General features: G+C 66.8%; 16 protein-coding genes. 10 read left to right on the forward strand and 6 right to left on the reverse strand.

Annotated features, from left to right (window positions below; all coding sequences use genetic code 11):
* Positions 1 to 831: 831 nt before the first annotated feature.
* Genes HNR67_RS17820 through HNR67_RS17830 form a run of 3 tightly spaced genes read left to right on the forward strand, consistent with a single transcriptional unit; the run spans position 832 to position 3622 of the window.
* Positions 832 to 1794, forward strand: coding sequence for an SMODS domain-containing nucleotidyltransferase (locus HNR67_RS17820; protein ID WP_185003380.1), 963 nt, complete (start codon positions 832 to 834; stop codon positions 1792 to 1794).
* 2 nt (positions 1795 to 1796) lie between these two features.
* Positions 1797 to 2339 (forward strand): hypothetical protein, encoded by a 543-nt coding sequence (locus HNR67_RS17825; protein ID WP_185003381.1) that lies wholly within the window; start codon positions 1797 to 1799, stop codon positions 2337 to 2339.
* On the forward strand, positions 2336 to 3622 hold the full coding sequence (locus HNR67_RS17830) for a ThiF family adenylyltransferase (RefSeq protein ID WP_221489946.1): 1287 nt from the start codon (positions 2336 to 2338) through the stop codon (positions 3620 to 3622). The genes HNR67_RS17825 and HNR67_RS17830 overlap by 4 nt, the downstream gene beginning before the upstream one ends.
* Before the next feature lie 1088 nt (positions 3623 to 4710).
* Here the strand turns inward: HNR67_RS17830 and HNR67_RS17835 are convergent.
* The gene (locus HNR67_RS17835) at positions 4711 to 4953 is read right to left on the reverse strand and encodes a hypothetical protein (protein WP_185003382.1); all 243 of its coding nucleotides are present in this window, start codon (positions 4951 to 4953) and stop codon (positions 4711 to 4713) included.
* A 569-nt stretch (positions 4954 to 5522) separates the two neighbouring features.
* Here HNR67_RS17835 and HNR67_RS17840 point away from each other — a divergent pair.
* Positions 5523 to 6254 carry a hypothetical protein gene (locus HNR67_RS17840; RefSeq protein WP_185003383.1) on the forward strand — a complete coding sequence of 244 codons (732 nt, stop codon included), beginning with the start codon at positions 5523 to 5525 and terminating at the stop codon, positions 6252 to 6254.
* 238 nt (positions 6255 to 6492) lie between these two features.
* Here the strand turns inward: HNR67_RS17840 and istB are convergent, their stop codons facing one another.
* Together istB and istA are read right to left on the reverse strand one after the other, a co-directional pair.
* Positions 6493 to 7290 carry an IS21-like element helper ATPase IstB gene (gene istB / locus HNR67_RS17845; RefSeq protein WP_185003384.1) on the reverse strand — a complete coding sequence of 266 codons (798 nt, stop codon included), beginning with the start codon at positions 7288 to 7290 and terminating at the stop codon, positions 6493 to 6495.
* Complete coding sequence (istA, locus tag HNR67_RS17850; RefSeq protein WP_185003385.1) at positions 7290 to 8528, reverse strand: IS21 family transposase; 1239 nt, start codon at positions 8526 to 8528, stop codon at positions 7290 to 7292. Before istA ends, istB begins: the two co-directional genes overlap by 1 nt.
* Before the next feature lie 908 nt (positions 8529 to 9436).
* On the opposite strand from istA, the gene HNR67_RS17855 reads away from it, so the two are divergent.
* The 4 genes from HNR67_RS17855 to HNR67_RS17870 all read left to right on the forward strand — a co-directional run bounded on the left by HNR67_RS17855 (position 9437) and on the right by HNR67_RS17870 (position 13921).
* The gene (locus HNR67_RS17855) at positions 9437 to 10639 is read left to right on the forward strand and encodes an SAVED domain-containing protein (protein ID WP_185003386.1); all 1203 of its coding nucleotides are present in this window, start codon (positions 9437 to 9439) and stop codon (positions 10637 to 10639) included.
* Positions 10640 to 10788: 149 nt separating this feature from the next.
* Positions 10789 to 11880 (forward strand): nucleotidyltransferase domain-containing protein, encoded by a 1092-nt coding sequence (locus tag HNR67_RS17860; protein WP_185003387.1) that lies wholly within the window; start codon positions 10789 to 10791, stop codon positions 11878 to 11880.
* Complete coding sequence (locus tag HNR67_RS17865; RefSeq protein ID WP_185003388.1) at positions 11877 to 13442, forward strand: HesA/MoeB/ThiF family protein; 1566 nt, start codon at positions 11877 to 11879, stop codon at positions 13440 to 13442. The genes HNR67_RS17860 and HNR67_RS17865 overlap by 4 nt, the downstream gene beginning before the upstream one ends.
* Positions 13439 to 13921, forward strand: a complete 483-nt coding sequence (locus tag HNR67_RS17870) for a Mov34/MPN/PAD-1 family protein (protein ID WP_185003389.1) — start codon at positions 13439 to 13441, stop codon at positions 13919 to 13921. The genes HNR67_RS17865 and HNR67_RS17870 overlap by 4 nt, the downstream gene beginning before the upstream one ends.
* A 176-nt stretch (positions 13922 to 14097) precedes the next feature.
* On the opposite strand, the gene HNR67_RS17875 is transcribed toward HNR67_RS17870, so the two are convergent.
* From HNR67_RS17875 to HNR67_RS17885, 3 genes are read right to left on the reverse strand one after another with little or no spacing between them, the layout of a single operon-like run.
* Positions 14098 to 16701 (reverse strand): RNaseH domain-containing protein, encoded by a 2604-nt coding sequence (locus HNR67_RS17875; protein ID WP_221489948.1) that lies wholly within the window; start codon positions 16699 to 16701, stop codon positions 14098 to 14100.
* Positions 16701 to 19913 (reverse strand): hypothetical protein, encoded by a 3213-nt coding sequence (locus HNR67_RS17880; protein WP_185003391.1) that lies wholly within the window; start codon positions 19911 to 19913, stop codon positions 16701 to 16703. Before HNR67_RS17880 ends, HNR67_RS17875 begins: the two co-directional genes overlap by 1 nt.
* Positions 19910 to 21067, reverse strand: coding sequence for a restriction endonuclease-related protein (locus tag HNR67_RS17885; RefSeq protein ID WP_312987506.1), 1158 nt, complete (start codon positions 21065 to 21067; stop codon positions 19910 to 19912). Before HNR67_RS17885 ends, HNR67_RS17880 begins: the two co-directional genes overlap by 4 nt.
* Before the next feature lie 265 nt (positions 21068 to 21332).
* On the opposite strand from HNR67_RS17885, the gene HNR67_RS17890 reads away from it, so the two are divergent.
* Together HNR67_RS17890 and HNR67_RS17895 are read left to right on the forward strand one after the other, a co-directional pair.
* Positions 21333 to 22502: an SEFIR domain-containing protein gene (locus tag HNR67_RS17890; RefSeq protein ID WP_185003392.1), complete on the forward strand. Its 1170-nt coding sequence runs from the start codon at positions 21333 to 21335 to the stop codon at positions 22500 to 22502.
* Positions 22499 to 25639, forward strand: a complete 3141-nt coding sequence (locus HNR67_RS17895) for a DEAD/DEAH box helicase (RefSeq protein WP_185003393.1) — start codon at positions 22499 to 22501, stop codon at positions 25637 to 25639. The genes HNR67_RS17890 and HNR67_RS17895 overlap by 4 nt, the downstream gene beginning before the upstream one ends.
* The last annotated feature ends 17 nt before the right edge of the window (positions 25640 to 25656 follow it).

Below are 25656 nucleotides of genomic sequence, written 5' to 3' on the forward strand. Positions count from 1 at the left end.
GCCGAGGCCGATGGGGACAGCCTGCTGGTGTATGCGCTGGGTGCCGACTGCTATGGCGAGGCAGCCTCGCCCGAAAACCTGGTCACCGTGCGCGAGAGCCCGCTGAAATTCGTGCTCAGGGTGTCTGGGTGTGACCTGTTGGAGAATGCATCGGTGCGTGCCGTTCCTGGGCTGCACGTGCACGCGGAACCCTCCCTCAACACGGTCCCCGCGGTTATCCGAGGTGGTGGCAGGGATGAGGACGCGCCAGGAGACCGATCTCAGCGTCGTTTACTGGTGCGTCGTGGCGTATCGGTTGACGGTCTGTCGGGGTGGGATACGTCGCAGGCGTGTACCTGGCGGTTCTAGGACCCGCATGCTCGGTACAGGTTGGTCGGACGCATTCTCTCGGTCTCGGGCGACGAGCTGCCGGTGTGAAGCCGCGACGGCGAGGATGTGGACATCGCGTGCCGGCCTGGAGATATCTCGATCGCCGACGGATGCGGTGGTTCACTCGTCGGGGTTGAGTTCCCGATCCAGCTGCGTGAAGTGCCGCCAGGCACATGTTGGATCGACGCCTTCCTTCCCTCAGTGTCACGCGTTTGCGTAAGTTTAGTGTTTGAATTCGGTCGGGTTGATGCCCGGTGACGTATTTATCGCGGCGGCTCTGAATTTTCGAGACTTTTGCGTCTTGTAATTCTTGTTGATCTTGTTGGTCTCGAGTGGAGAAAAGTTGTCAGGGGTCATGTTTATCGTCGCCCCATGACGCGACACGTGCCGACTTGCCTTCGAGGGGATCCCTGTCGAAGCGATGGCTCGTGCGCAGGTACGGCAACGGGATGAGGTGCAGTAGTGGATCTGACCAAGGCTTTCGCCACCTTCCAACGGACTGTGGATGCCGACATCGACCAGGTGAAGCTGGCTCGTGAGCGGCGAGACGCCTTCAAAAGGGCTCTCAAGGGAGAACCGGGCGTGCTCGAAGTGTTCGGTTCTGGTTCGTTGGCACGTAGCACCCAGCTCAAGCCGGTGCACGACGTTGACCTGATCGCCGTCTTCGACGCTGCCGTGCACCCGGAGTGGGGACAGGTCGGTGACTCCTCAGCTGAGGCGTTGGAGGTGGTTCGCGAGATGGTCAAGAGGCTCCTCGGTGACAACGAGGGAACCGTTGCGGAGCTGGTTCGCTTGGCCAAGCCACGTGATCGTGCCGTCAAGTGCTTCATCGACCCGCCCGAGCAGGATGACGCGTTCACGGTGGACGTCATGCCCGTGTTGCGCCAAGCGGACAACACCCTGCTGGTCCCCAGCAAGCGGAAGCGGTACTGGAGCACCGCGGACCCGGAGAACCTCATCGCGCAGGTCGAGGAACGACAGCAGGAGTGGTCGCACTTCCGCCCGACGGTGCGTGTCCTCAAGCAGTGGCGCCACGGCGTTCCCACCAAGGTCAAGTCGCTCGTCATGGAGGTGCTCGCCCTGAAGTGCCTCCCCACAGACAAGACGCGGCCGCTGGCATTGAGGGCCTTCTTCACCGCCGCCGCGGTCGAGGTCAACTACGGTGTGGTGGACCCAGCCAGGCACTGTGGCGCAATCCAGCCTGACCTCGACACCGAGGTGCTTCGCACCGCTTTGGAGTCCGCGCGCGACATCGCCGAGAAGGCATGTGCGGCTGCCGCTGACGGTGACAGCGATGGAGCGGCGTTGCTCTGGCGGGAGTTGTTCGGGGATGATTTCCCGGCCCCGGAGGAGAAGAGTTCGGGGACCGCTGTCGGCCCATTCCTGTACGTCCCACGGCCAGTCGTGGACGCGCCCCAGGGCTGACGATGAACACCGATGGCGAAGTACCCATCTCCTGGTGGGAGTGCGAGCCCAGGCGTTTGGCTCGCGATCAGCGCGAAGTGGCCGAGCTGTTCCCTGAGCTGACGTGGTGCGCTGAAGGAGCTGGCCGCTGGGAGGGGCGTCTGCCCAGGTGGCCGTTCAACCGGCCCGAGCCCGCAGGCATGGCTGAACTGGTTGGGCAGGAGGGCATGCCTGTCAGGGTGCAGTACGGGCATGCCTACCCGATGGTGCCACCGGCGATCTTCCCACTCGATCCGGAACCAGAACTGGCCGAATACAGGCAGCACCGGTTCCACGTCCTTGGCAATGGGAGCCTGTGCCTGTTGCAGGACTGCTCGACGTGGACCGGCAGGCAATCGGTGATCGAACTGCTGTTGAAGGCGGTGGGCTGGCGCGTGGAGTACGCGCTGCTCAAGAGCGGCGTCGTCGAGTCCATGACGATCAACGGCATCGTCAACGATGCCAGCCGTGACCACCTGGTCAGGCAGGCACTCGAACAGCTCTCCGCTGGTGGAGGTCAGCCGTGAGCGACCTGCTCGTGCTTGTTTCGGGCGAGGCGGCCCGCCGCATGAAGGAAGGTGGTCAGTGGGGCCAGATCACCTTCCGGGTATCGGATCCGGACAACGTCGGCGCGGTGATCGCGGTGTCAGACGGCTCCAACCCGGTGATGCCCACCCCGCTGCACTCCACCAACCACTTCCTCAACGCCGGACACGCCCGAGGCCAGCACCGCTGGTACCGGGCCGCGCCCGAGCTGCACCTCTTGTGGTGGCATGCGAGGAACACCGGTCGCGAGGTCGCACTGGAGGTGTTCAAAGAGAAGGTCGCCGGCCGCTGGTTGAGCCCTTCGGCTGGCAGGAACTACGTGGCGCTGACCGTGGCCACGGAGGCACCGGCTGAGTACCCGGATATCAGCATCCCCGAGATGGTTGCCTGGTATGTCACTCCGGACGCCGCCTGCCCGGTAGCCATCGACGTGGTGTCCGCTGAGCACGGCTTTCCGCAGCTTGCTGGGCACTGGCCGACCACTCACTTGGCAGAGAGTTCGATCATGCTCGTCGGGGCGGGCAGCATCGGCGGAGCCGCCGCTCACGCCCTGGCCAGCTACGGTGTGGGTCGTCTCGTCCTCATCGACCCCGACCGCCTGCTCAGCCACAACGTGGTGCGCCACGTCTCCTCGGCCAAGCACGTCGGCAGGTTGAAGGTCGATGCCGTCAAGCAGGAACTGGCCGAGGCGTGGCCTGCCACTCGAGTGGACACGCTCCCCGTGGACGCCATCGCCGCGGCGCACCTGATCAGACCCCGTCTTCGTCATGTCGACGTCGTGCTCTGCACGGCTGACGGCGTCGCAGCACGTCGCGTCATCAGCCACCTGGCGCGGCGTGCGCGGACCGATGCCGTTCTCGCCTGCGCGCTCCAAGACGGCGCGATCGGCGAGATCATCCGGTTGCGCCCCTGGAGCGACCATGGCTGTCTGACCTGCCACCGCGAGGCGCTCACAGCACGCGGAGCGATGGATCCTGAACCCGCCCTCGACCTGGGGTACGGCACCGGGACCACTCATCGACCGATGACCGCTGTCGGAGGGGACCTGCACCTCGTCGCCCAGGTGGCCGCCAAGACCGCCGTGGCCACGGTGCTGGAACGGAGAGGCCATCCCGACCAGAAATTGCCTGGTGAGCATGCCATCCTCGGACTGCGGCCGGCCCTTGGCTGGGCTCCTCCGTTCGACCTGAACCGCAGCGGTGACATCCGCTGGTTGCCGCACAGCCCGCCCCATCCAGGATGCCCCACTTGCGAGGAGCCGTGAACAACGCGAACGCCACCGTTGTGAGGTGGATCGTCGTGACTCCGGACAGCGCCAGAACCATCCACCGCACCGTGCCAGAGGCAGGCGACGGTGCTGAGACCAGCGGAATCCTCATGGGACGAATTGAAGATGACGGCACGGCACACGGACACCCCTGGACCAGCGGCGACAGGGATCCCGGACTATTTCCTACGCGACCTCGCTCACGCCCAGTTCCTGGCGGATGCTGCATTCCGCGCCAACGGCAGCATCTGGATCGGTGAATGACACACGCATCCCGGTGCCGACGCGGTGCCGAGCCCGCGTGACGTTCTCACCCACTCCAAGCTGCCGGCCGATCCGGCGCTCGCTTTCGATGTTGTGGGCTCGCCATCGTGATCGGCCCCTTCTCGCCGACGACGAACGCCTGCGTCGTGGGGTGGGCCTGTACCACGACGGGGATGACAGCTGTCCCGATCGAGTCCGAACCCCCGCTCATCTTGAAGGGACTTCGAGGCATATGACGGTTCCGCACCTGTGGTCGCCAGAGTTGCCCAGGCGGTGTGGAGAACGGCTCATCGAGGACAACCCGCTTGGTGAGAGCGGGGCCAAGTCAGGCACGTACCAGCCGTCCGACTGGTCGGAGGTGGCGGATGCGCCGCGGGGGAGTGCGTCCCTGAGCGGAGGTGCACTCGAATGAGCTGGTGGTGCTGCTCGTCCACGTCGTTGAACGGCGGGGAGGAGATGTAGCGCTGTGCTGAGTCGATGGGCTTGAAGCGGCTTGTGGACACGTCAACAACCACGTCGCCTGCCCCTAGTCGCACAGGGGGTCGTCGGCACCTGAGGGGAACCTGGCCTCGAACGGGTACCCCTTGGGTTCAGCAGGATCACCGCGGAGACAGGAATGGGAAGGCCGGGCCAGGCCTGATCACCACACGTCCGATGTTGATCCGGCCGGTCGTCGATTGATGCCATCGCGCCGGCCCACGGAGGCGATCACCCTCATCGGTGAACCTGAACACCACCAGTTGTTCGTGCCATTGGTCCGCAGCCGCCGGAAGGGCCGCTCACGTGTGCCGATTATCCCCGCCTGTACAGCCGGGGCTCCTTCAGCCAGTGCGTGACCTGAAGGCTTGGCCGGACTCGTCGGGTTCGTGGTAGCCGGGAAGAGGAAACGCGCGCTCGGACTCGTGGAGGTTCTGCGTTTCGCCCCACAGATCACACCACAGCGCCGCAGGCCTGCAACTGTCCTCCTCTTCGAGCGCAATCATCGCCGAGACAGCCGCTTCGGTGATCCCCTTGGCCGCCACCTCGATCTGCTCTGCCTTCGCCTTGAGGTGTTGGCGCTGCACGCGGTCCGGGATGGTCTCCTCCAGGACTTCGGTTGCATGATCGAGCAGGTCTCTCCGGCGCAGTGATGAAGTCGCCGTGGTCAGTCAGGTGAACACGTCGACGTCCTAGACCCGCTTGATCGACGCGTGCCGATAGCACGACCCGATCAGGAACGTCGACTTGCCCAACCTGCTCAGTGCTGCTTTGAACGACTTGGCGAGGTTTGCCATCGACGGTCCTTCCCGCTTGGTGACGTTTGCGAGCTGGTGAGTGCGGGGAGTGGAATCGGACGCTCTCTGACAGTTGCCAGTGGTCAGTGATGCTCGGTCGAATGTGGATGGGATTCGAGATCGCGGATAGTTGATAACCTGGCAGGGCAGTGGGTGATAGACCTACCGCGGGTCGGCTCGATTCGACGATTCCAGTGCCGCCTCTTGATGTGCCTCCTAACCGTGCGCGGGCGCATGCACGACCTCGAGAGTCACCTGCGGTGATCCACCCGCGACAATCAGCCGCAGCACAGCACGAACTCGGCCCGTGCTGGCTGTTGCGGCTAGAGGTGGGGATGAGCATGAGGATCTTGACTTGGGTGGGCGACCGTATCTTCGGCGCTCGGCGTCACCTGGAGAGCGTGTTCGTTGCGGTCCTGCTGATCCCGGTCGTACCTGACTTGTTCGTCGACTGGCTCGGCGACCCCGGCCAGCCCCAGCACAACGGTGTACTGCGAGTGCTGGCCGTGGTTGCGGTCTTCACCATCGCGGTCCTTGTCGGAATCGCTCGCAACGCCTGGGTGCGTCTTCGAGGCGAACGTGCTCGCCGACCTTTCACCCCGCTACCTGCCGCTGACGTCTTGGTCCTGCCGATCAGCGCTCGCTCGAACCCGTACCTGCGCAAGCAGCGCCGTGACCGCGGTCCTGAGGTACCAGAGTTCCTCTGCGACGAGAGCACGCCTAAGACGGTTGTCGGCGTTTTGAGCCCACGAACTGCATCGATGGCAGATGACCTCGCGGCGGAGTTGGCTGCTGACGGCATCGAGTTCCGGCCAGTGCTGATCGACAACGCGCACAGCCCAGTCGGCGCGGTCGAGGGCAGCGGCAAAGTCCTCGATCAACTTCGTGACCTCGACGTCCCCGCCGATCGGGTGCTCATCGATGTCACAGGCGGGAGCGTTCCGCTCACCCTCGCGATGATGCGCGTCGCCGGGCTCCTCGGTGCCCGCTGCGTCTACGTGTCCGCTGACGTCGGTTCTGATGGGCGCCTTGTTCCCTACAGCCAACGAGGGTATGCCTTTGACCCCCGCGCCATCACGGGTGAGGCTTGACCGACCGCACCTGGCCGTGCGGCGAGCGGGCGACAGCCTGCGGCGCCTGGATGGTTTCGTACTGGGCGGGTTGTCGGAGGTGATTGGCAACCTGAAGCCCTTTACAGCTACTTGGATCCAGGGCCGACGCCTCCTGCCGCAAACCCTGCCGAAGCAATGCTGATGCGTGTCAACGTCGTTCCAATGTGGACCCCCGGTCGACGGCTGAAACCGGACCCCCTCAACGGTTGTTGATCTCTCAGTCCGTGGTCTTGGCAGCCGGAACCCGGCCCAGATCACGGTCCTTGAGCCGGTAGCTGTCTCCCTTCATCGAGATCACCTCAGCATGGTGAACCAGGCGGTCGATCATCGCCGCGGCCACCACGTCATCTCCGAAGACCTCGCCCCAGCGCCCGAAGGGCTTGTTCGAGGTCACGATCAGGCTGGCCCGCTCGTAACGGGAGGAGACCAGCTGGAAGAACAAGTTGGCCGCCTCAGCCTCGAACGGGATATAGCCCACCTCATCGATGATGATCAGCGGGATCCGGCCCAGCTTGACCAACTCCGCCTGCAACCGGCCGGCCTGATGGGCATCCGCCAGCCTGGCGACCCACTCCGCTGCGGTGGCGAAAGCGACCCGGTGCCCAGCCTGGCAAGCTCGGATGCCGAGCCCGATCGACAGGTGCGTCTTGCCGGTTCCGGGCGGGCCGAGAAAGACCACATTCTCTTTGCCCGCAATGAAATCCAGCGTCCCGAGATGGGTGATCGTCTCCCGCTTCAACGACCGCTGATGATCGAAGTCGAACTCTTCCAACGACTTGCGGGAAGGGAATCGGGCGCCGCGGATGCGGCCCTCACCGCCATGGGCTTCCCGGGCGGCGACCTCCCGTTGCAGGCAGGCGGCCAGGAACTCCTCGTGCGTCCACTCCTCAGCCCGTGCGCGCTCGGCCAAACGTTCCACCGCCCCGGCCAGCGAGGGCGCCTTCAACGCCCGGGTGAGGTAGGCGATCTCGCTGGAAACGTTGCGTCCCTTCGGGTTTGTGGTCTTGGTGCCCATCAGGCGATCTCCTCGGTCTCGCTGTCGGCCAGGCCGAACATGCGGTCGTAGTCGCTGAGGTCGCGGTGCTCGACCTCGGTGGCGGCGGTGGGGACGGCGACCAGGCGGCGGTTGTGCCGCAGCTGGGCCGCGGCCTGGGCATGGGCGGGGTCGGTGATGGACTGGTGGTCGGCCCAGCACCGCTGGTGCCGGGCGATTTCCAGTCCTTCGACGGTGACCGCGACCTGTTCCAGATCGGCGATGACCTCCACCCGTCGGCCGACCGCGGACGGGTGGACGGAGTAGTCGTTGGAGTCCAAGCGGATGTAGTGGTCGCGGGGCAGGCGGGTCGTGGCCCGCCAGCCGGTCACCGGGGCCACTGGAGGCAACTCCAGCATGGCGGCCCGATCGGCCTCCCAGCGGTCGAGGGGGCGGCAGCCCAACCGGCGGTGTTGCCGCTGATTGGCGCGGATGAGCCACTCGGCCAGCTGCGTGTTGAACTCTGCTGACGAGGTGAAGGACCGTCCGGGCAGGAAGGAGGTCTCGAAGTAGCCGTTGGCCCGCTCGACCAGGCCCTTGGCCTCCGGATCGGCCGGGCGGCACTGGATGACCTTGATCCCCAGCGTTCCGCGGAAGGCGTTCATCGCCTCGGTCAACACCGGCTTGCCTGATCTCCAGGCCCCGACCGCGGACTCGTTGTCCCAGACCAGCGCTTTGGGCACCCGGTCCCAGTCGCTGATCAGCGCCCAGTGCCCGGACAGCAGATCTGGGCTTTGCCGGGAGGGGATCATCCTGGCGGTGATCATGCGGGAGTAGCCGGAGACCATGACCAGCACCGGCGGCCGCCCGAAGTGGCCGAAGCCAAGCGGGATGTCCACTGGCGGAAACCACAGGTCACACTGGGCCAGCTCGCCCGGTTGGTAGTCCGTCCGGCTGGCCGGGTCCGGCGGGATGAATACCGGCCGCAGCTCCCGCACCCGGTCCTTGAGCACGGTCAGCGAGCGGGTCGAGCCGATCCGCTCGGCGATCACGGTGGTCGGCATCGTCGGCCACTGGGCCAGCAACCTCCGGATCTGCGGCTCGACCGCATCCACGATCGAGCCTTTCGCCGGCCGCTGATACCGGGGTGGTCCGTCCGCGGCCAAGGCCCGCCGGACGGTGTTACGGCTGATCCCGAGCTGACGGACGATGGCCTTGATCGGCATCCCCTCAGCTCGGTGAAGACGGCGGATCTCCGCCCAGTCCTCCACGCTAAGCACTCCCTACTGTCAACGGGGGTCCGTTCTCACCCGTCCACAGGGGGTCATTTTTGGCGCGTCGCCGACAATGCCGTGTGCCAGGCGGTCGGGCACGAAACCGGCGCGCTGCACCGCAGAGGATTGCGCTTCGTCGTGGACCGTTCGTCACCGGGGCGGATCGCCGCAGGCGGGTCGACGTCCTGATGCGCGGTGCTCGCATCGCCCTGTTCGTCGACGGCTGCTTCTGGCGCTCCTGCATGGTCAACTCCTGCGGCCCTCTTGGGACAAGGTGTCGCAGGTGCGGCCCTGTCGTCCTGACGGTCGAGGAGGGCCGAACGCGCAGTTCAGGGCTTTGTATCACGTCGGCGAGATGAGACACCGAATCGTTTCGGGGCAGAATCCTCCCCTGGTCTCAGGAGGTTCGTACTGTGTGCTCAGCCGGGCAGTTCGCCGATCGTTGGGCGGACAGTCCAACTTGTTGACCAGCAGGAGGGATCCAGGCAGTCGAACCTGCCCGAGGACCGTGAGCACAGCAACTGCGATTCCCGTCCGAGGGCCGCCAGACCTCCGGGCGCTGCAGGTCGCGTTGCACGAGTTGGACATCCAACCGTTCGGGGTCGTCCGGGAGGGACGAACCGTTGGCAATGGGGCACGAGGAGCTGTTACCGCCCGTGCCGGTCAACGCCCGCGTCTGGATCGCGATGCCCTCAGGCGCACGGAGCTGATGGTGGGCGAGCCGCGATTCCGTCCCACCACTTCGCCCGACATCCCCTGCAGGTTCGGCCGTGGCAACCGAAACACCCGTATCCTCGCTTGAGCTTGGGAGAACACCGCACCCGCTGTCCGCGAAACATCGTCCTGCCCCATGCCTGCGCCGTTCTCGCGGTCTGAGTCGAGCACCAGCACTCCGGAGGTTGAATGTGCCCCAGGTGAACGACCTGGACGACATTTTCCTGAGCTATAGACACTCCGACGGTGATTCATTGGCGGAGAGTGCAGCTTGGGTCTTCAGGTCACATGGCCTCCCCGTGTGGCATGACCAGACACACCTGCCGCCCGGGCACTTCAAGCGGCGACTCCAGGAGGCCCTGGAGTCCGGCCTGTCCGGAGCGGTGCTGTTGATCACCCCCGACATGGCCTACTCGGAGATCGTTCGGGATCTGGAACTGCCTAGGCTGCTTCAACTGGAGGCGGATTCGGCGTTCACCTTCGCCATCGGCAGCACGATCAGCGGTCCGGATGGCAAGCTGGACTATGGCGCACCCGACCGCCTGCTGCCGCAGGAGGGGTGGTTGCTGCGCGACTTCGATCAGTTCTCGGTGGTCGACCACGCCGGGTTGGCCCGCCTGGCTGGGGAGATGGCGGCCCGGCGCGTGCGCAACGCAGCCTCTGAGGGCCGCCTGCGCCTGGACATCCAGACCCGTCTCCCTCCCCTCGGTACGCCAAAGGTGCCGCTCGCGGTCCGCACCCGCCCGCCTTCGCCCGGCACGAGTGTGCCGCCGCCGCAAGCGTGGGCGGACATCGCTCCCTTCCTCGGTGACCTGCCCCGCCTGGTGCAGGTGTCGGGCGTTGGCCACCTGCACGTCACCGGCGGCGCGCACTTGAGCATCGCGTTCGCGCTTGGGGCGGCAGTGCCGACCACGACCGGGCTCGTGGTCACGGTCGCCGGCCAGGACGGCAACGACTGGGGTGGAGAGAGGGATGCTCCGGTGTCGGTCGTACAGGACGAGATTCCCCTGAATGGCTCGGGGGGCGATCCGGTTGCCGTCTACCTGGACCTCGTTCCCGCAGCACCCAACACGGGGTTCAGGCAGTACGTCGAGAGCCACTCGTTCAGCCGCGCCGTGGAGATTTCCGTGGCTGCACGAGAACTTATCCCCGCGGCCGCGGGCCGCGCTCTGGTGACTGAACTGCGTCGCCGGATCGGTGAGTTCGCAGCGGGTGGACCCGTGCACCTGTTCATGCGTGCCCCGTTTCCCGTAGCAGTGATGCTGGGCAGGGAGTGCAACACGCTGCGCGTGACCGTCTACGAGTGGGAGAAGGAGTTGGAAACTCCGACCTACGTTGAAGTGGCCACCGTGTCCGCAGGCCGGATCGGAGGTCCCGTCCTGCCAGGGACGACAGGTCGCTGACAGTTCCACCCATGATGCGGACACTTTGTGGACAAATCTGCTTCTAGCTGGGGTTCGTCCACTTCTTGTCGGTATCGGCGCCTATCCTTCAGAGGCGATCGTCGGCATGTCGATCGCGCACATTCGCCGGTCCATATCAGGAGGTGCAGGTGGAAGACCTGGTCAGTGAGTTTGCGCAGGCAGTTCGGAACGTCAGAATTCGTGACGAGAAGCTGGATCAAGCGAAACAGGCACATACCGAGATCCGCGAGTTGCTCGAGGCAGATGCCGAGTTGCGCGACTGTGGGATCGACACGATCCTCATCGGCTCCTATGCTCGGCTGACAGCCCGCTATCCAGGCAAGGACGTGGACATCTTCCTGCGTTTCACCGAACGCTCAGTTCGGCACGCCCCGGAGAAGATTTACAACGCGGTAGAACGCGTACTCGTTGCGACGTATGGATTGAAGGAAGAAGACGCGCACGGACGTGTCACGCGGCAACCCAGATCGTTGAAGATCGACTTCGCGACTTCCGGCGATCCGACCGGCGAGGACTTCTTCTCCATTGATGCGGTGCCGGCAGTGCGGTGGCATGAACACTGGGGCATCCCCAACCGCGACCGCAACGAGTGGGACAAGGAGGAGCGGCGTTGGATCAAGACCAATCCGATCAAGTTCGCTGAGGACACCAACGGCCTGGCGACCGCGACGTGGAGCCCGACCGTGGCCGGGGCCAACGCCTATCGCCCCGTAGCGCGTCTGTTGCGGCAAGTGCGACACGTACACCTTGGAGACCAGCGCCCCGGTGGGCTGTTCACGGAGGTTGCGGCTTACTACGCGTGGAAAGACCAGCTAGTGGTCGGCACTTCCTGGGCGGAGCTGCTGGCCGCGACCCTTGAACAAGTTGCCGGGAGATTCTCGGAGTGCGCGGAGAGCGGTCTGCTCGACCCCGTGTTCGGTACCCCGATGACGCCCGCAGTCGAACCACGTCAGTGGATGATCGCGGCTGATGTGTTCAACGGGCTCGCGGAGCGGGCCCGTCAAGCCCTCGACGCGGAGCGCTGCATGGCGGCGAAAATCTGGCGCGACATCCTCGGTACCAACGACCGGGGACAGGTCCTGCCGCTCCCAGGTGGATGCGATGCCAATGGGTTCCCGATCAGTGCGATCACTGCTGTCAGCGGGGTTGGTAGCAACGAGCCACGGGGGTTCGCGGGTTCGGCCCCGTTGACTCACAGCCGGTGCCGCCGAAGCAAGTGAACACCTACGACGACTCCGCGTTCGAGCACTTCTGCGCTGAACTGGTCAACCAGGGCTTCTCCCCGGTGCGGGGAACCGAGCAGCAGGAATGGCTTGGCCCGGTTCGGCCGAGCCTCCGGACGCTCACCAACGCCACCAGGATGAAGGTCAGCTTTCCTGAAGGTTGGCCGCTCCGCTATGCACGCGTCACTGTGGAAGGGCTCCAGACAGAGCATGCGGCACGTGGGGTTATTTGTTTGTGGGCCGAGGATGATCCAGCTCAGGTCGGTGGGCGCGACCTGAACGTGCTATGGGAGCGAGTGGATGAGTGGGCGGCAGCCGCGCAGCGTGGATTTCGCGTGGAGGATCGAGCCCTCGACGCGTATGTTGGCTTCGATGAACTGGGCGGTTACCACGCCGAACTTCCGCTGGCTGATCTGATTTGTCGAGGAAACAACGGGTATCGCGCTCCATTGACCGCTGCCAATCGAGCGGGCACCTTGATCATCAAACCTGGTGGGACATCAGACGCGGGAGACGAGGGGAAACCTCGACTCCAGGGTGCCTTCTACCTCCGTCGACACCTCGACTCCCCGCCTCGGAACCTCGAGGAGATCCGTGATCTCCTCACCAACAGGCAAGTGAAGGATCTCGAGTGCGGCCTCGAGCGCAGAGAACCGGCCGCGTTGGCGGAACCGAGTGGAGGACACGACTTCATCGTGCTCGCGTGGCCGCGCCATGGCAGCGACCACGACGCACTCGTGGTGGGATTCGAGAACCGCGGAGCCTCCCTGCGAGCCACCGCAATGGCCGTCACACCCAGTGACACCGTCTCGCGTAAACGCCGATCTGGTCCCGATGCGGATCTGCTCCGCGACAAGACCGTGCTGATCGCAGGCGCGGGTTCGGTAGGAGGTCATGTCGCTGCCGCTCTTGCCTCCAGTGGTGTTGGGGCGATCAAGATCCACGACAGTGACCGCCTCAAGTCGGTCAATCTTGTGCGGCATGTATGTCCGGAATACTTGACTGGGTTCCCGAAGACCCTTGCCGTGTCAGCGGTGATCAGGGGCCACGCCCCTTGGGCGGGAGTCCACAGGGGCGACGCGCTCTCGTATGCTCCAGCTACACTCGCTGCGCAGGTTCACGGGGTTGATCTCGTCCTCGATTGCACTGGCGTTTTCTCTCTCTCGGCGGCACTGGCCGACGTCTGCCGACAGACAGCGACCCCACTCATCACGGGCGCGCTCTACCACGCAGGTGCCCTCTTCCGCATTCGGAGGCAAGCGCCTGGAGACACCCCCATCGCTGCTCGCCTGATGGATCCGGACTACCTGGATCTACCAACCGAAGATCGGGTAGCACCTCAAGCAGGTTTTCTGGAGCTGGGCTGTACGGCGCCGGTGAACAATGCGTCACCCATCGCTGTCCTGTCCGCTGCCGCAGAAATTTCGCACGCTGCGGTCGACTTCCTCGCTGGTCGGCATCACTGGCCAGATGAACGCATCGTCGTGTTGAGACCGCTGCAAGCCCCGTTCAACCGCACCGGGGTGTTCGACGGGCCGAGGAGGGGCGGCACTACATGACCGGATGGCCGCTGCTCCTGGTCTCCGAAACGGCGCAAGCCACAATGGTCGCTTCAGCCGCTCGGGCACACCCCACCGAGGCAGGCGGCATCCTGGTCGGGGTGCACGTGGACGGTCAGCCGTGGGTCACCGTCGCGATCGAGATCCCCAGCGCTGATCGGGGACCCCGCCACTACAAGATCCCCGCCGGGGCGACGCAGCCGGCCGTGCGCGACGCGCGGAGGTCCGAACACCGTTTGGGCTACCTCGGCGACTGGCACAGCCACCCCGTTGACATCGGTCCCAGCCGCACGGACCTCGTGAGCCTCGGGCTCATCTCGGTGCTGCACCCTTGGGCCCCGAATCCCACCCTGGTCGTGGTGCGCAACACGATCAATGGATACGTCCTCGACGCGCGCCGGATCGTTGCCGTCGCTCCGCGGACCTGTGAAGTCAGGCTTGCCGGGGATCTCCCGCCGCTTCCGCCGCCGCGACGTTGAGGCGAGCTGCATCGACCTCGGTGACGTGTTGCCCAGAGGCATAGGGATACGACGGCAAATCGTTGCCAGACCTGGTCGAGGCCCCGCTCCACGAACTCAGTTGGCAGCAGTAAGTCTAGGCGACAGTGGAGGCACACCTCCTCGTGCAGGAACTGGCCTGCGGCGGTTCGCAGCCGCTACCGACGGGGTGCCGCCTCGGCGGTTTCCTCGTACTCCGTTTCGTCGTCCCAGTCGACGGTGCGCCGGTACTCCGGGTGGTTGCGATCCATCAACGCCGCCAGGTGAACCGGCACGGGGTAGCTGGTCCGCCCGTCCCAGGACACGGCGTGGTCGCACAGCCGCGCCGCCGCAACGGCGTAGCTCTGCGAGTCGGAGTCCGCGCCGACTACCACGATTTCGGTGCTGGTGTGGGCATACCAAGTGTGCGTGCCCGTCTCCTCATCGGCAGACCACCGTCCTGCGTCGAGACCTGCCCTGCTGTACCGGCCATTGCCTGCGAACTGGCGCGGGATGTTGGCCAAGATCCACGTGTTCGCGGAACTGCCGAGCTGATAGAGGGATCGCGTCGTCTTGCCGACGCGCCAGCTGTTGTCTGCCGCCGCATCGGGGATTCGCACCTCGACCGGACGCGGTAGGTCGCGTGTCCCCGAAGTTACCCGGACCACCGCCCGCGGGCGGTGCCCGAGGGCCGGGTCCCAGCCAGGCAGCGCGGGGCGGTCGTCAACCCGGCCGGCCGAGTTCGGTTCGAGGTCGAGATTCTTGTTGGCGAGCAACGGCCACAAGGACCGTGAGCTGTCTCCGGAGACCATCAGCACGTAACCCACTCCGGTGGCCACGTGCGCTCGTAGCTGGCCGAGAGCGGTGTCGATCGCCATGAGTAGGTCCTCGTCCTGCCGCTTGCCCCCGGGCAGCGGGAGCGCGCGGTACGCGGTGTTCGCGGTGGCGTAGTCGTGCCACCCGATGCCCTTGCCGCTCTTCGGATGCGGCGCGGGCTGGTAGGCGAGGACCCGCCAGTGCACACCGTCGGGAACCATGGCGACCAGGGACCAGCTCAGCTTCGGTGCGCCCTTGGTCCACGCCTCCCCTCGCTGGGCCCGCACGTGTAGGCCGACGTACGTAATCGGCTCCTGCAGCCCGAGGCGACCCGAGGCCAGCGCACTGGTCATCCTCGGGTGGACCAGGCCGGCGACCCGCAGCAGGTCGGCCACCGCGTTGTTCCCCGCGTGGTCCTTCGCCGGGGCCTCCAGCTCCTTGGCCGGTGGTGCCGTCGCCAAGAACTGGGCCAGTGCGCTGCGCTCGGCGAGCAAGCGGTTGACCGCGGGCTTCGCGTCCCCGTCCGGCGAGCGGCCGTCGTACTCGGTCTCGCACAACGCCAGTACCCGCGTCCCGTCTGGCGCGACGAGGTGCGGGACTCGATTCAGCGCTGCGACCCGTTCCTGGTACCGCCTGCCGTGGGCTAGCAGCTCGGGTACGTGGTGGAACACAACCTCCACGTGCGCCCAGACCTGGACCAGGGTGTCTTCCGGAACGCCCTCGGTGAGGTCGGTGCGGTGGAGGTGATGGGCGAGCAGCCGTTGCACCCGGGCGCGGGTGCGCTGGGTGGTGTAGAGGACGAGGACGCGCAGCCGCTCGGTGCCAGATGCCTTGATGATCGCGGGCAGCCCGCTCTCGTCGAGCAGGTTGACGTCCCGGCCGGCTTCAACGGTCCGCTTGGTCTGAATGGAGAACTGGTGCCCCTTCACCTCACGGGCAGTCACGTTCGCCACACCGAGCACGTCCCCGGCGTGGCGGATCAGCTCGCGCAGGGTGTACATGCCCACACCGCGACCGATCGGGAATCGCACGGACTTGGGTACCAGCGCCCGCAGTCGCTGGGGAACACCTGCGAGTTCGAGGTCGCCTGGTTCCAGCAAGTTCTCCCCGCGCAGCCGGTGCGCAACCGACAACGCGATGCGGCTGGTCGTCTCGATCCGGCCGAGGCGACCTCGACCTTCCATCGCGAGGCAGAGCAGCGGGTCCTCGTCCCGGCGAGGTGCCAGCCAGGCGTTGCGGGTGCCGGCGAGCCATTGGCTCAGGCGGGCCACTGACGGGTCAAGCACGACGACGGGAGTTCGCACGCCCGGCAGCGTCTTCATCAGCAGGCGAATCCGGAGCGCGGCGTAGCGGAGTTCCCCACCCTGCCGCCACGCACCGGACCACAAGGCGTCCTGGGCCCACACCAGCAGGTTCCCGTCGGTGTCGGTGCGGAGCGACACCTCACGGCCGTCGATCCGCCACGACGTACCAGCTAGCCGGCGGGCGACCTCCCAGGTGGCGGCGTCGTAGACCCAGTTCGGCGCGTCCGGCTGGTCGCCGACGTGGTGCACCTGGGAGGCGAGCGACACCTGCTCAACCGTGCTGTCCGCGAACAGCTCAGCCAACTCGCTCGGGTAGCCGAAGGTGATCTCCTCATCGGGCACGCCGAGCACGGCCTGTTCCCACAGGACCACTGCGTCGTGGACGTCGCGTCGGTCGAGGGGTTTGCTGGAGACCAGGCGCTGCGGCGCGTGCTGCTTGCTCGTGGGGAACAGATTCACGCAGGCACCGCTGTAGGCGTGCAGTGCGGTGGCCAGACCCGAGTACGGGAGGTTCACGTTGTGGTGGACCCGTTCCCGATAGCGGCTCCGCAGTCGCTCCCACACCTCCGCGACGTTCTCGGGCAACCGGTGGACGTGAGCCGTTCCGTGCAGCACCTCGGTCAGGGGGTACGCCAGCAGGGACAGTTCTTTCTCGCCAGTCATCACTGGTTCTCCTCATGACCGATGCCCGCGAAGTCCAGCCAGGACCCAAGCGTCGAGCCGTAGGTGCGGCGCAGTTCGCGCCGTTCGACAGGGGTGAGGTTCGCGTAGTAGTACCGGAGCAGGCCGGGCATGTCGGTGCCGTACTTCGGGTCGTGGAACGCGCCATCCACCAGGAACAGCTGTACCGGTGTGCCGCCGCGCCGAGCCCGGCCCGCTAGTTGGATCATGTCGACGAGCATCCCGGCGACTGACTCGGACTTGAGTGCCCTGCTGAGCCTGCTGAACCGAGGGTCGCTGGTGAGGATATGGAACAGCCGGGCGAAGGCCCGCTTGCGCTGCTCGGCCCACACCGCCACCGGGTCGGAACTCGAGGTGTCCCTGCAGAGTGCGTGCGCGTTGACGCTGGCGAACATCTCCGCCGAGTCGGTGACTTGGGTGGGCGGTCGCACGCACACCCACACCGAGGCCAACGCTGAGCGCTGGTGACCGGGTACCAGGATGTTGAGCCCTCGGGCCACCACGCTCAGCGGCGCGATGCACACCTTGACCTGTGGGTGACGAGCCGGCAACGACTCCAGATCGTCAACTGTCACCAGCACGACCTCAGCGGGCAGCACGACTGGAGGCGGATGACCGTGCCGGGGGACGACGACCGCCACCCAGCCTGGATCTGGGACCTGGCCTGCGATCCCGGCCCCGAGCAGCGCGGCGTGCCGGTAGGAGTTGCCGACCAGCATGCACCGCTCGCGGTCCCGTTCGGTGTCCGGTAGCCCTCGCAGGTGCAGGTCGAGTTGCTCCCACAACGACTTACCGAGCGCGAGGATCGCTGCCGCCTTCCCGGACTCGGCGCGGCCCCCGATCCTGATGGTCTGGAATTGCGCGTCCAAGGCGTGGCCCGGCAGGGTGGTGAAGGCCCCGGGGGTCGCGTCGGTCATCGCATAGGTGATGCCTGCCCGGATGTGCTCGCGTGCGGCACCGGGGAAGTACGCCGTGGCGGACAGGCCCAGCACCACGCGTTGCACACCGGCGGCAGCCAGCGCGACGGTGCCGCCCAGTTGGGCGATGGTGGTGTGCGGATCGCCCCCGACGGCCTGTACAGACAGGTTCCCGCCAGGTCGGGGGTCTTCGACCCGGTCGACCCGGAACCCGAACAGCAGATAGCCCAGAGGGCCGTACGGGATCGCCTGGTGCTGAGCCACGGTTCCCAGTTGCTCGGCGAGGGCGCGGGCCGCGGGCATCTCCGTCCCCGGCGCGGCGACGGCGAAGGTGAGGCGGGTCAGCGCCTGGTGCAGTGCTCCCAGCCAGGTGCGCACCAGCAGGGCGTTGGCCACCTCCCGGCGATCCTCCTCCACCGGGACGTGCCTGGCGAGCACTCCGTGTAGGCGGTGCCGGACCTCCTTGATCTGGTCCTGGCCGTTGTCGTTGCTGACCGCCGATGCCAGCAGGTTTGCGACCGCGCGCAGCCACCGCGGCAGCTCGGCGCCACCGGTCCCGCCAACGTCTGGGAACAGCGTGTTGAACTGGTGGTAGACCTCGGCCGGCACGGCCTCGTCGGGGCCGTCCTCGGGGCTGTCGTCAACCTTGAACAGGTGCTTCAGCAGCATCCGGTCCCGGGAACCCGGCAGGTGCCAGCCTGAATCCACACCGACGGCGGCCGACTTGCGTGGACCGGGAGCAGTCGGGTTCGAGTCCCCCAGCCACAGGTCGCCTTCCAAAACGTAGTTCAGGAACTGGTCGGCCAGGAACCTGGTGCGGGTCAGCGGTGGCACGACCGCGCGGTCTTCGGCAGGGAGCAGCATGGCCCGCTCACCGTCCAACCGGACCAGGGGCAGATCGACAGGGGCGCCGCTGGCCGCGAGCCGGAGCTGCCGGGCACCGGCGTCGAACATGTTGCTCTGCAACAGGTCCACCTCGTCCACCAGCAGCACCGCACACCGGCGCAGCAGGAACTCCTGCACCGGCAGCCGGTTCAGCTCGACGCCGTCGACCCGCACCGGGACCGGGACGGTGCCGTGGACGAAGTTGTGGTGGTTGGTGGTGATGATGTCGGCACCAGCCGCCAACCGCAGGCCGTGATGGCGGCCGCAGACCGCCAAGTGCGGGCAGGCATGGCGGGGGGTGGGCTGCTGTTTGCGCCCTCGCCCAGGCTGCTCAACCGCTGCCCGCAGCCCGGTGCACGGTTCGTCCGGGGCCACGGGTTTCGGCCCGTCGACCACCAAAGGTGCGAGCGCGCAGCCGTAGGCCAACGCGTCGAACCTGTCCCACTGCCCGCGTTCGGCCGCCTGCTCCGCCTTCTCAGCAAGACGCCGGGGCGAGACCAAAGCGGTGCAGCGCAGGGACGAACCGAGCGCCAGCAGATCCGCTGTGATCTTGTCTGCGAGTTCCACTGCTTCGCTGACGGTGCCGACCACGATCGTGACCGGGAGACCGCTCCGGGCCAAGTGCAGTGCGAGGAGTCCGATGAGGACGGACTTGCCGACCCCGGTCGGGGCGTTGAGCAGACGGATCCCGCCTGCGCGCAGCAGGAGTTCGTGCACCACGACCTCCTGGTCGTCGCGCAGTCCGGCGAGGAGCTGTCGGAGCACATCATCCCGCCACGGCTCGTGACCGCGGCGCTGTGCGATGTCGCGGGCCAGCAACCGCAAGTCTTCCGGTTTGACGAGCACCTCCGCCGCGGCCGGGGTCGTGTCCAGGACGATCGGGTCCACGACGGCACCCCGCACGGTCGAGGGGAGGTCCACGATGGACTCGCCGCGCCACCCGAACTTCCACCGCCCTGGGCCCGCGACGGGCAGCGGGCTCCTGCTCTGGGCGTACTTGACCTCGGCTTCGTCAAGCAGGCGCGCGACCAGGTCGAGTGGCTGTTGGCCGTGCCGGGCCAGTACCGCCACGACTTCGTCGTCGGGGACGTCCTCGGGAGCCTCGTACGGGCAGTCGGAGTCCTTGCACAGCGCGCGCGCGGCCTCGGTGAATCGGCGAGGCGCCCCGACCTCGTTGGGGCGAACCCGGAGGAACCGCCCCACCAGATGCCGGATCGCCTCGGGCTGAGCGGCCCAGCCCTGCCACAGGTCGAGCCTGCCCGCGGCGACCAGTGCCGTCGCGTCGAGTGGCACGGCCGTGCGACCGTCGGGGGTGGGGAACCCGAAGAAGTGCTCGGCGAGGGCGCAGGCGATCTGGATCGCGATTCCGCTGGGTGTCGTCTGGCTGGTCATGCCGTCACCGCCGCGGCCTCGGCCAGCTCGCTGGTGAACTCCTTCGCCGTCATGACCCGGTACCCGGAGTCCCCGACCACGTGCCGCAGCAGGTCCAGGCTCGGACGTTGGTGATTCGGGACGACGATGACCAGACCCGGTGCGACGGGTGGGGTGCCGCGCAACGCCTCGCCCAGCGCGACCGGGGACGCCCATGCCTTGGCGTCCACCCGCCACACCTGCCGGCCCAGCGTGATCGCGAGGTCATATCGGTCTCGGTGCGGCCACATCACCACGTCCGCCCCCAACTTGAGCGCGTGATCGCGCAGCGCGCACTCAAGCAGGCCGGGCAAGGTCACGTACCGCCAGACCACACGCGACACCGCCAGCGACTCCTTGGTGGCTGGTTTCGCGGCCACCGGCTCGGCGCGCTTGCCTGCGGGCCGCAGGACGGGTGCGCCGTCGGAACGGGCGTTGACCTCACAGGTGTAGCTCACGCCGTGGCGGGCGTGAGCCTCGCACCGGACGTCCACGATCCGCCCGCCACCGATCACTCGCATCGGCCACCCGCAGGCTGGGCACTCGAAGAACCAACCGTGTACCTGCCGCCACGGCCACTCCGCGACCGGCTCGTAGAACTGCGGTAGCAGCGCGTCCCAGACGCGCCGCAAGGTCCGGAGGTCGCCGACGGGCTGTTCAACCAGATGGGCGCGCAACCGGGTGTACTCCTCCTCCGGGAGTCTGCGCAGCACCTCGTAGATCCGCCGCTCCTCCTGCTCGGCGGCAACTCGGTCCCACGGCCAGTGTTCCTCCAGGGCCGCGGATGGCACCAGGAACTCCCGGCACAGGTCCTCTGCCTCGTCGGCGAACTGGCCTCGTACGTCGAGCAGCCTCAGCTCGGCGATCCCGTGGGTATCCACGTCGGCGGGCAGCAGGTCCCCCAGGGGGCCGCGAAGCCCCGAGCGGAAGTGGGACATGGAAGGTGCTCGACCAACGGGATGCGTGGCGGCGAGCACGCCGAGGCAGCTCATCAGCACGCGGCCCTGGCGGTCCCCGCGCAGGTCGGGGTCGCCGAGCACGGCTGCTGCGAGACAGCAGGCAGTGATCGCCTGGTCGCGGCGCTGGTTGACCGGGGACCGGTTCAGCGGAACGGTTCCGTCCAGGAATTCCGCCACGAATACAACCTCTCCTGGATGTCGTCCATGAACGATGTCGGCGAGTGAAGAAAATGAATTCCAGTGATCGGCGGAGTGGGGAGCTGGCCGCTTGGAATCTGCGACTGGAAGCAAACCACAGGTTGGATTCTCTTGCAAAACTTCCCGAAGTCCGGTCGCTGGACAATTTCAGGACATTTTGTGGACATTGCGATTCATGTGCCGAACCCTGCGAATCGTGTGCCTAATCTGTCGCCGACATCGAACTGATCGGGAAGGAGCGGGTATGCAGCCGGAAGGTGACATCGGCGTCCCGTTGACGCTTGTGGACAACAGTGGGCGCCGGATTGACGCTGGCCCGGAGGAGGTGGCGTTCGGCGCCGTGCACCTCGGTCGCTGGCAGGTGCACCCAGTGGCCGGGGCAGGCGCGGACTTCGTCGATCGTGCCGCCTACCTGGTAAAGATCAACTACGATCTGCGCGTCGACCCTGGGGCTCCGGTCGTGCGCTGGTTCGAGGTCGGCTTCGCGTTGGTGGACAGCGACTCCACGATCGTCGCCGCGGTGCCGCGCGGTGCCGCCGAGCGTCAGCCGGCCGCCTCTTACGCACTCAGTCACAAGCTTGAGTTCATCCCGGTCGAGCACAGCGCCGCCCTGGTCCACATCCCGCCAACCGAGGGCGCGGTGCACGCCTACGGCGCCTCCGGCGACTCGATCCGGTGGCTGCACGTCATGCCGGACGAGGCCGGAGTCCGACCTGGTACCTACTCGTCGTGGGTCGTGCTGCTTGCGCCCGCTGGGGCTACTGAGCAGAAATTCCGGCTGACCGCGCGCTTCGACCCGGAACTCGCCGACGGGGATGACTTCCGCCAGCTCCCGAAGTCAACGGAGTTCGCCGTATCGCTCACGAGAATCGCCCGGGCATCCGTGGTCGAGGCCGAGGAGCCGGCTGGCCCGGGAGTCGGGCGTCCCGACGTGTCGCCGCGAGTCTTCATCTGTTACGCGCACGAGGACGAGGTGCACAAGAGGAAGGTCCGGGACTTCGCCGACCTGCTGCGCAAGAGCGGTGTGGAACCGGTAATCGACAGGTATCAGGAGGGGGCCCGCATAGATTGGGGGCATTGGGCCCTCCACGAGATCCGGTCAGCGGATTTCGTTGCCGTCATAGCGTCGCCGACGTGCCGGGCTGTCGGCGAGGGAACCTACCGGGGCGCAGGTCGCGCCGGTATCCGCAGCGAACTCGGTGTGATCAGGAACTTGCTGCAGAAGGACGCGAAGTGGGCGAGCCACGTCCTTCCCGTCGTTCTGCCGGGTTGCTCGGTCGACGACATCCCGATGTTCCTGAGTCCAGTCACCATGGACCATTACCTGGTCGAGGCGCTCATCGAGGACGAGGTCGAGTACCTACTCAAGGCGATCCGCTCGACTCCGCCGTGGCGGGGGTGGCACCAGCGGTGAGCAGTGCCTTCCACGGGCTCTTCATCGGGATCGACAACTACCGCGACCCCGCCTTCCGCCGCCTGAAGTTCGCCGGACGCGACGCCCGGGTGCTGCATGCGTTGTTCTCCGACAATACCGGCGGTGACTGCGTCCTCCTCCCGGACGAGGAGGCCACCAGAACCGGGGTGACCGCCGAACTGACCCGCCTCGCCGAGGTCAGCGGTGACGGCGACATCGTCGTCGTCACCTTCTCCGGGCACGGGACGCGATCACGGGAGCTGGCGACGTACGACGCGACCCCTGGGCGGTTCGCCGAGACGGCGCTGCCGCTGACTGAATTCGTCGACCGGGTCCGCGAGATCCGGGCTCGGTTGTTGGTCGTCGTGCTCGACAGCTGTTTCTCCGGCGGCATGCTGGCCCGGGCGTTCTTCGAGCCCGATGACGGTGCCGCGGCCAGGTCCGACGAGGTGGGTGCGTGGGACGTGCTGCGCTCGATCAGCGGCGACGGCCGGATCTTCCTCGGCGCGGCCTCATCGGACGAGGAGGCATTCGAATCGACCCGCTACCAGCACGGCGTGCTGACCCACCACCTCCTCCAGGGGTTGATGGGAGCTGGTGGCGTCCTCGACGGCCGGGGCATGGTGCGCCTGTCGTCGTTGGTGGCGCAGCTGCTGGACCGGGTCAGCGCCGAGGAGACCGGGTCCAGACGCCGCAGACAGCGCCCCACCTTCGAGGGGACGATGCGGCTGACCCGCTTCCCGCCGCTGGTGCCAGGCAAGCGGTACACGGCGATCGGTGGCCACACCCAGCCGCCGCTCGCCAACAAGGACCTGAAGTCCCTCGTGCCCCACGGCATCCCGTCGTCAGTGGTGGAGCTATGGCGAGAGCGGTTCGGGAAGCTCAACGACGTGCAGGTCGCCGCCATCAACCACGGCGGTCTCCTGCGTGGAGAGAACGTCTTGGTCAGCGCGCCGACCGCGAGCGGGAAGACCCTCGTCGGTGAGATCGCCGCGCTGCACGCGGTGGCGCACAACCGCAAGGCAGTCTTCCTGTTGCCGAGCCGCACCTTGGTCAACGAGCAGTACGAGCGGTTCCAGGACACGTACGGCCCGCTCGGAGTCCAGGTCCTGCGGGCGACCGGCGGGGTGCGCGATCAGGTGAGCGACCTGATTACCGGCGCCTACCAGGTCGCGGTGGTGACGTACGAGACCTTCATCGGTCTCCTCGCTGGACACGCCCGTCTGCTGGACGGGATAGGTGTGATGGTCGTCGACGAGATCCAGTCCCTGTTGTTGCCGGACCGGGGGCCCCGGCTGGAGCTGTTGTTCACCCGGCTGCGCCGTGCCGTCAAGCGGCACCTGCCCACGCCACAGCTCGTCGGGCTCTCAGCCGTGCTCGGCGATCCAGAGGAGTTGGCCGCCTGGTTCAGCGCGGCACTGGTGCAGTTCCCCGACCGCGCTGTCCCGCTGTGCGAAGGTGTTCTCGGCCCGGACGGGACCTACCGGTACCGACGCCACGGAGGTGGGCTCGCGCCGGTGGCGAAGGCCGAACAGCAGATACTCACCACCTCTGGGCTGGTTGCCGGGGACGACCTCGCGGAACGGCTGGTCGGTGAACTCGTGGCGCAGGGGAACCGGGTCCTGGTGTTCCGCGCCAACCGTGCCGGTGCCCGAGCCTTCGCCCGGCGGCTCGCCGACCGCTTGGGTCTGCCCGCCGCCAGTTCCGTGCTCAGCACCCTGCCCCGGGGTGATGTCTCCCGGGTGGCAGAAGTGCTGCGCGACTGCCTCGGCAGCGGTGTGGCCTTCCACAACACCGATCTCCGCGAATCCGAGCAGCAGGCAGTGGTGCGGGGTTTTCGCGAGCCCGCAGGTGAAATCCGGGTGGTTGTGGCCACCACTACCCTCGCCCAGGGGGTGAACCTCTCAGCGGATTCGGTCGTGATCTGCGAACTGGAACACCCAGGACGACCGGGGAGGTCCTACACCTCCTCGGAGTACAAGAACATGGCGGGCCGGGCTGGGCGGAACCTCGGCCAGGACGTGCCGGGGCGGACGATCGTCGTGACCAACGGCGGCCTCGAGACCCAGCGGATCTGGCGCGACTACGTGAATGCCGAGCCTGAGCAGGCTCGCTCCGCGCTGTTGTCACCCGGTCTCGACCTGGCTAACCTCGCCCTCAACGTGCTGAAGTGCCTCGCCGACGAGCCTGGTGGAGCCGACGCGGCCGGGGTCGCCGACTTCCTGGCATGGACCTTCGCCTCCTTCCAGAGCAGCACCGCCCGTGCCGACGACCCCTTTCCACCCGACGAGGTGCGGGCAGTGGTCGGCTCGCTCCATGAGGGCGGTTTCCTGGCCATTTCGGAGCACGGCTACCAGCTCACCACGCTCGGCGAGGTCGTGGTCCGCAGCGGCCTGCGCATCGAGTCGGCTCGCGTACTCGTGGCCACGCTGGGGGCGGTGACGGACGTCGAGTTGACCAGGATGACCCTGATCGGCGCGGCACAACTGGTCACCGAGGTCGATGAAGTCCGCTTCACGAAGCCATCCGCGAAGTGGCAACGCGAGTACGACGATTTCGCCCGGCAACTGCCTCGGCAAGGGGCCGCGCCCGCTGTGGCGGCTGCCCTGCTGGGACCCCGCAGCCGGGACAGGGCCGGGAACGGGCGGGCACGCCGTGCCCTGGCCTGCCAGATGTGGTCTGCAGGCCAGCCCATCTCCAAGATCGAGACCGCGCTGACCCTCCACCTGCAATCGCAGGCAGGCGTCCGCGATCCGGGGCCCATCGCGCAGGCGGCGCAACGGACCGCCGACGTCATCCGGGCGGTCGTCGACATCGCTCGCCACCTGCACCCGGAAACCGATCTCGGTGACCTCGCCGAGACCCTTCCGTGTCGGCTCTCGGAGGGGATCGGCAAAGGGCTGGCGCACATCGCCAGGCACGTGGGCCGCCGTGTCGAACGCGAGGTCTACCTGAGCCTGGCCCAAGCAGGGCTCAGCGTTCCCGAGGCCATTGCCACGGCTGGCACTGAGCAGCTGCTCGACTGCGCGGATGGCGACGAGGACCTGGCCACCGCCCTGCGTGCAGCGGCTGAAGCGGCCGTGGCGGAGGCGAACCAACCCACCCTCGACGATCTGGTGGACCTACCCGAAGACTGACACTCAACTTGCAAGGG

It is taken from the genome of Crossiella cryophila (assembly GCF_014204915.1).
In the GTDB taxonomy this organism is placed as follows: Bacteria; Actinomycetota; Actinomycetes; order Mycobacteriales; family Pseudonocardiaceae; genus Crossiella; species Crossiella cryophila.